The sequence below is a fragment of the Pseudomonas sp. NPDC087346 genome (assembly GCF_044744235.1).
Lineage (GTDB): Bacteria > Pseudomonadota > Gammaproteobacteria > Pseudomonadales > Pseudomonadaceae > Aquipseudomonas.
The window spans coordinates 1-6,995 of record NZ_JBIUXX010000010.1; the positions used below are offsets into that span (position 1 = coordinate 1).

A 6,995-nucleotide genomic window follows, 5' to 3' on the forward strand; every position below is an offset into this window, starting at 1 on the left:
AGTGCCTTCCATTACGAAGCTGTCTTCTTTCGACATGCAGTAAAGCCCTCGGTATCCAATGAATGGCCCGGTGCAACTGCGCCAGGCAAAAGCGGCGTGCATTGTGCCCGAAAAATGGGGTTTAAGCCAAGGGGTTTACGGTTTGCGTTCAGTTCAGGACAACCCAGCGCTGATTAATCAGCAATTCGATGGGCCGATATTGCGTCTTGTAGTTCATCTTTTTGCAGTTCTTGATCCAGTAGCCGAGATACACGGCCTCCAGCCCCAGCCGCTGGGCCTCGCCGATCTGCCAGAGAATTGCGTAACGCCCAAGGCTGCGGCGTTCTTCCTCGGGTTCGTAGAAGGTGTAAACCGCCGACAGACCATTGGGCAGTAAATCCGTCACGGCGATGGCCAGCAACCGTCCGTCGAGACGGAATTCGTAGAAGCGCGAGAAGGGCAGGTCACGTACCAGAAACGTCGAGAATTGATCACGGCTCGGCGGGTACATGTCGCCGTCGGCATGGCGCTGTTCGATGTAGCGCTGGTACAGGTCGAAATATTCTTCACTGAACGCCGGTTTGGTCGGGCGCACCTGCAAATCGGCATTGCGTTTGAAAATGCGTTTCTGCTGACGGTTGGGCAGGAACTGCGCCACCGGAATGCGCGCAGGCACGCACGCATTGCAATTCTGGCAATGAGGTCGATACAGATGATCGCCGCTGCGACGAAAGCCCATTTCCGACAGGTCTGCGTAGACATGCACATCCATGGGCTGGCTCGGGTCGAGAAACAGGGTCGTGGCCTGCTCCTCGGGCAGATAACTGCAGGAATGTGGCTGAGTGGCATAGAACTTCAAGCGCGCCAACTCGGTCATGATCAACCCTCGGGATAAGCTGGTGAATTAAGTGTAAGCCACGCGCGCAAAAGTCGCTCAGCAAACCCAGGTGGCGCGACCGGGTTGATCCAGGTGCCGGGCCAGATAGCCTGCGAAATCGTCGCGGGAGATGGCTCGGGCGCCGAGACTGTGCAGATGATCGGTCGGCATCTGGCAGTCGATCAGCACAAAACCGGAGTCTTTCAGATGTTGTACCAGCGTGGCGAAGCCGTACTTCGAGGCGTTGTCGGCGCGGCTGAACATCGATTCACCGAAAAACAGTTGCCCCATCGCCAACCCGTACAGGCCGCCGACCAGTTCGCCTTGATCCCAAACCTCGACGGAGTGCGCGAAGCCGCGTCGGTGCAGTTCGAGATAGGCGTTCTGCATGGCTTCGGTGATCCACGTTCCGTCAGCGTAATCCCGTGGCGCGGCGCAGGCGCGAATGACGGCTTCAAAATCCTGATCGAAGGTCACCTGATAGCGTTCCTTGCGCAGTAACTTGCCGAGGCTGCGCGAGACGTGCAGTTCGTCGGGAAACAACACCGTGCGCGGATCGGGCGACCACCAGAGAATTGGCTGACCTTCGGAAAACCATGGGAAGCAGCCGTGACGATAAGCCTGAATCAAGCGATCGGCCGACAAGTCGCCGCCGGCAGCCAGCAATCCATTGGGCTCGCGCATGGCCTTTTCCAAAGGCGGGAAAGTCAGGGAATTACGTTGTAACCAAGTCAGCATGGCGTCCGGGCTTGCGAGAGGGGAGGGTAGTGGGCCGCGAAGCCCTGCGCCAAGTGTGCCGTTAAACGGCGCCGATGTCCTGTGTGGCGGTGGCGTCGTTGCAACTTGGGGTCATTCGCGCGGTCGTAAGCGGGCTTCATGTTCAGGCGTGTGTCTGCTCCACTCAGCGCTTTTGCCGCGTTCATGGCGATGTTCATCAAATAGCCCTCATAAGCCTTTGTAACAAAACATAATGCATGCTCAAATTGAGCCGCAGCTTTTGCCCGGTTGACTATGCTGTGAAGCATGGCGTCAGATACGCAAACCCGTACAATGCCGGGCTGTAGCAGAATATTCGCCGTGCACCGTGTTTATAAAAACCGGGGCGCAGTGTTAAAAGTAGTCTCAGTTGTGTCGTTCAACTTTTTTACCTGCCTGGATTGGGCAGTTTTTTATCGTCATTCAATAGATGGACGCGCCCCCGGCGCAGGAAAAGAAGCGTTTTGAAGAAATCCACCGCAGCACCAAAAACAGTCGTTCCGCTCTGGCGCCAACAGTTGCACTACCGGCTCAAGGAAGGTGCATTGATCGCCATTGGCGCCCTGTGCCTGTTCCTGATGATGGCCTTGCTGACCTATGGCAAGGACGATCCGGGCTGGAGCCACAACAGCAAGATCGACGACGTGCAGAATTTCGGCGGTCCGGCGGGCTCCTACAGCGCCGATATCCTGTTCATGGTGCTCGGTTACTTTGCGTACATCTTCCCGTTGCTGTTGGCGATCAAGGCGTACCAGATCTTCCGTCAACGCCACGAGCCGTGGCAGTGGAGCGGCTGGCTGTTCTCCTGGCGCCTGATCGGGCTGGTGTTTCTGGTGCTGTCCGGCGCTGCGCTGGCGCATATCCATTTCCACGCGGCCACCGGTCTGCCGGCCGGTGCTGGCGGTGCACTGGGCGAAAGCCTTGGCGATCTGGCACGCAATGCGCTGAATATTCAGGGCAGCACGTTGCTGTTCATCGCGCTGTTCCTGTTCGGCCTGACAGTGTTCACCGACCTTTCGTGGTTCAAGGTGATGGACGTCACCGGCAAGATCACCCTTGATCTGTTCGAATTGTTCCAGGGCGCACTCAACCGCTGGTGGTCGGCGCGTACCGAGCGCAAGCAACTGGTCGCGCAACTGCGTGAAGTCGACGACCGCGTGCATGACGTGGTTGCGCCGACGGTCACCGACAAACGTGAGCAGGCCAAGGTCAAGGAGCGTCTGATCGAGCGCGAACAGGCCCTGAGCAAGCACATGTCGGACCGCGAGAAGCAGGTGCCGCCAGTGATTGCCCCGGCCCCTATCAGGGCGCCCGAGCCAAGCAAACGCGTGCAGAAAGAGAAACAAGCGCCGTTGTTCGTCGACAGCGCGGTGGAAGGCACCTTGCCGCCGATCTCGATTCTCGATCCTGCGGAAAAGAAACAACTCAATTACTCGCCGGAATCCCTGGCTGCGGTCGGCCACTTGCTGGAGATCAAGCTCAAGGAGTTCGGCGTCGAGGTCACGGTGGATTCGATCCATCCGGGGCCGGTGATTACCCGTTACGAAATTCAGCCAGCCGCTGGCGTCAAAGTCAGTCGTATCTCCAACCTCGCGAAGGATTTGGCGCGTTCGCTGGCCGTGACCAGCGTGCGTGTGGTTGAAGTGATTCCGGGCAAGACCACGGTTGGTATCGAGATTCCCAACGAAGACCGGCAGATCGTGCGCTTCTCTGAAGTGCTGTCGACGCCCGAGTACGACAACTTCAAGTCGCCGGTTACCTTGGCACTGGGCCACGACATCGGTGGCAAACCGGTCATCACCGACCTGGCGAAGATGCCGCACCTGTTGGTGGCGGGTACCACCGGTTCCGGTAAGTCGGTCGGTGTGAACGCGATGATCCTGTCGATCCTGTTCAAGTCCGGCCCGGAAGACGCCAAGCTGATCATGATCGACCCGAAGATGCTCGAACTGTCGATTTACGAGGGCATTCCGCACCTGCTGTGCCCGGTGGTTACCGACATGAAGGACGCCGCCAACGCCCTGCGCTGGAGCGTCGCCGAGATGGAGCGCCGCTACAAACTGATGGCGAAGATGGGCGTGCGTAACCTGTCCGGCTTCAACGCCAAGGTCAAGGAAGCCCAGGATGCCGGCGAGCCGCTGAGCGATCCGCTGTACAAGCGCGAAAGCATTCACGACGAAGCGCCGCTGCTGACCAAGCTGCCGACCATCGTTGTGGTGGTGGACGAATTCGCCGACATGATGATGATCGTCGGCAAGAAGGTTGAAGAACTGATCGCCCGTATCGCGCAGAAGGCGCGTGCGGCGGGTATTCACTTGATCCTCGCCACCCAGCGGCCATCGGTGGACGTGATCACCGGCCTGATCAAGGCCAACATTCCGACGCGTATGGCGTTCCAGGTATCGAGCAAGATCGACTCCCGGACCATCATCGATCAGGGCGGCGCCGAACAACTGCTTGGCCACGGTGACATGCTCTACATGCCACCGGGCACCAGCCTGCCGATCCGGGTTCACGGCGCATTTGTCTCCGACGAAGAAGTCCACCGCGTGGTCGAGGCATGGAAACTGCGCGGCGCGCCGGAATACAACGACGACATCCTCAACGGTGTCGAAGAGGCGGGCAGCGGTTTTGAAGGCAGCAGTGGCGGCGACGGCGATGACGCCGAGACTGACGCGCTGTATGACGAAGCCGTGCAGTTCGTGCTCGAAAGCCGTCGTGCATCGATTTCCGCTGTGCAGCGCAAACTGAAGATCGGTTACAACCGCGCGGCACGGATGATCGAGTCCATGGAAATGGCCGGGGTCGTCACATCAATGAACACCAACGGTTCGCGTGAAGTTCTGGCCCCGGGCCCGGTACGCGACTGACACGAATGCTCCGGACGGTGCAATGACGCGCCGTCCGTTCTCCCCATGGATATTCAAGAGGACTCCCATGCGTCTTATCCGCATGCTGTTGCCGGTTCTGGCACTGACCACTTTTAACGCTCACGCCGATGACAAGGACGTGGCTCGTCTGACCCAATTGCTTGAAACGTCCAAGACCCTGACCGCGAACTTTTCGCAGCTGACCCTCGACGGCAGCGGCACCCAGTTGCAGGAAACCCGTGGTGAAATGGCGTTGCAGCGTCCGGGCCTGTTCTACTGGCACACCGAGGCGCCGAACGAGCAGACCATGGTCTCCGACGGCAAGAAAGTCACGCTGTGGGACCCGGATCTGGAGCAAGCTACCATCAAGAATCTTGATGTGCGTCTGACTCAAACCCCGGCTCTGCTGTTGTCCGGCGACGTATCGAAGATCAACCAGAGCTTCGATATCTCGGCAAAAGAGGCGGGCGGCGTGATCGACTTCACGCTCAAGCCAAAGACCAAAGACACTCTGTTCGACAGTCTGCGCCTGTCGTTCCGCAACGGTCTGGTCAATGACATGCAACTGATCGACAGCGTCGGCCAGCGCACCAACATCCTGTTCACCGGGGTGAAGGCCAACGAAGCCGTCCCGGCATCGAAGTTCAAGTTCGACATCCCCAAGGGTGCGGACGTGATCCAGGAATAAATTGCATCGCCCTTTGGTCGGGGGAGCTTTTGTGGCGAGGGGATTTATCCCGTTGGGCTGCGAAGCGGCCCCGTAAGCGGCGACTGCTTCGCAGTCGAACGGGGATAAATCCCCTCGCCACAAGGGTTCTACCCGGGTTCAGAAAATCAGAGGTTTCAACGGTACGTGATGGATCTGTTTCGCAGTGCACCGATTGCCCAGCCACTGGCCGCGCGTTTGCGCGCAGCCAATCTGGACGAGTACGTCGGTCAGGAGCATCTGCTCGCTCGCGGCAAACCTCTGCGTGAAGCGCTGGAGCAGGGCGCGCTGCATTCGATGATCTTCTGGGGCCCGCCGGGCGTCGGCAAAACCACACTGGCGCGGTTGCTGGCGGAAGTCTCGGATGCGCACTTCGAAACCGTTTCGGCGGTACTCGCCGGGGTCAAAGAGATCCGTCAGGCCGTTGAAATCGCTAAACAACAAGCCGGCCAGTACGGCAAGCGCACCATTCTGTTCGTCGATGAAGTACACCGCTTCAACAAGTCGCAGCAGGATGCATTCCTGCCGTACGTTGAAGACGGCACGCTGATCTTTATCGGCGCAACCACCGAAAACCCTTCGTTTGAACTGAACAACGCCTTGTTGTCGCGGGCCCGCGTCTACGTGCTGAGAAGCCTCGACGACGCGGCGCTGCGCAAACTGGTGCATCGCGCACTCACCGAAGAGCGCGGGCTGGGCAAACGCAATCTGACCCTCAGCGATGAAGGTTTCCAGATGCTGCTGTCCGCTGCTGACGGCGATGGTCGGCGCTTGCTCAATCTGCTGGAAAACGCCTCGGATCTGGCCGAAGACAACAGCGAAATCGGCACCGACCTGCTGCAAAGCCTGCTCGGTGACACCCGTCGGCGTTTCGACAAGGGCGGCGAAGCGTTCTACGACCAGATCTCGGCGCTGCACAAATCGGTGCGCGGCTCCAATCCCGATGGCGCGCTCTATTGGTTCGCACGCATGATCGACGGTGGCTGTGATCCGCTGTACCTGGCCCGGCGCGTGGTGCGCATGGCCAGCGAAGACATCGGCAACGCCGACCCTCGCGCGCTCAGCCTGTGCCTGGCAGCGTGGGAAGTGCAGGAACGCCTCGGCAGCCCGGAAGGTGAGTTGGCGGTGGCCCAGGCCATCACTTATCTGGCTTGCGCGCCGAAAAGCAACGCGGTGTACATGGGCTTCAAAACCGCTTTGCGCGCCGCAGCCGAACATGGCTCGCTGGAAGTGCCGCTGCACCTGCGCAATGCGCCAACCAAACTGATGAAGCAGTTGGGTTACGGCGACGAATACCGTTACGCCCACGACGAACCGGACGCTTATGCCGCTGGCGAAGACTATTTCCCGGAAGAACTCGACCCGATCCCGTTCTATCAACCGGTGCCGCGAGGCCTGGAGTTGAAGATCGGCGAGAAGCTCAATCACCTCGCTCAACTCGATCGTTTGAGCCCTCGGCAGCGGAGAAAATAGTGCTTCCATTGATACTTGCAGTCTCCGCAGGCGGGGTTGCCGGCACACTGTTGCGCTTCGGCACGGCCAATTGGGTCAACGCCAATTGGCCGCGGCACTTCTATACCGCGACGCTGGCCGTTAATATCGTGGGCTGTCTGTTGATTGGCGTGTTGTACGGCCTGTTTTTGATACGCCCGGAGGTGCCACTTGAGGTGCGTGCCGGATTGATGGTTGGCTTCCTCGGGGGGCTGACGACTTTTTCATCCTTTTCACTGGATACGGTGCGCTTGCTGGAAAGCGGGCAAGTGCCGCTGGCCCTGGGCTATGCGGCGATCAGCGTATTCGGCGGGCT

At 59.3% G+C, this 6,995-nt stretch carries 6 protein-coding genes; 4 read left to right on the forward strand and 2 right to left on the reverse strand.

Annotated features, from left to right (window positions below; translation table 11 throughout):
• Window positions 1-148 precede the first annotated feature (148 nt).
• Window positions 149-856, reverse strand: coding sequence for an arginyltransferase (locus ACIOZM_RS08510; protein WP_401211945.1), 708 nt, complete (start codon window positions 854-856; stop codon window positions 149-151).
• A 57-nt stretch (window positions 857-913) separates the two neighbouring features.
• Entirely contained in the window at window positions 914-1,594 is a 681-nt protein-coding gene (gene aat, locus ACIOZM_RS08515) for a leucyl/phenylalanyl-tRNA--protein transferase (RefSeq protein WP_401211948.1), read from the reverse strand.
• 482 nt (window positions 1,595-2,076) lie between these two features.
• Here aat and ACIOZM_RS08520 point away from each other — a divergent pair, with 482 nt between their 5' ends.
• The 4 genes from ACIOZM_RS08520 to crcB all read left to right on the forward strand — a co-directional run.
• A complete protein-coding gene (locus tag ACIOZM_RS08520; RefSeq protein WP_401211951.1) occupies window positions 2,077-4,482 on the forward strand; it encodes a DNA translocase FtsK in 2,406 nt (801 codons plus the stop codon).
• A gap of 67 nt (window positions 4,483-4,549) precedes the next feature.
• Window positions 4,550-5,170: an outer membrane lipoprotein chaperone LolA gene (gene lolA, locus ACIOZM_RS08525; protein WP_401211954.1), complete on the forward strand. Its 621-nt coding sequence runs from the start codon at window positions 4,550-4,552 to the stop codon at window positions 5,168-5,170.
• A gap of 168 nt (window positions 5,171-5,338) precedes the next feature.
• A complete protein-coding gene (locus ACIOZM_RS08530; protein ID WP_401211957.1) occupies window positions 5,339-6,661 on the forward strand; it encodes a replication-associated recombination protein A in 1,323 nt (440 codons plus the stop codon).
• On the forward strand, window positions 6,661-6,995 hold a 335-nt coding region (crcB, locus tag ACIOZM_RS08535), incomplete at its 3' end, for a fluoride efflux transporter CrcB (RefSeq protein WP_401211959.1). The genes ACIOZM_RS08530 and crcB, both read left to right, overlap by 1 nt.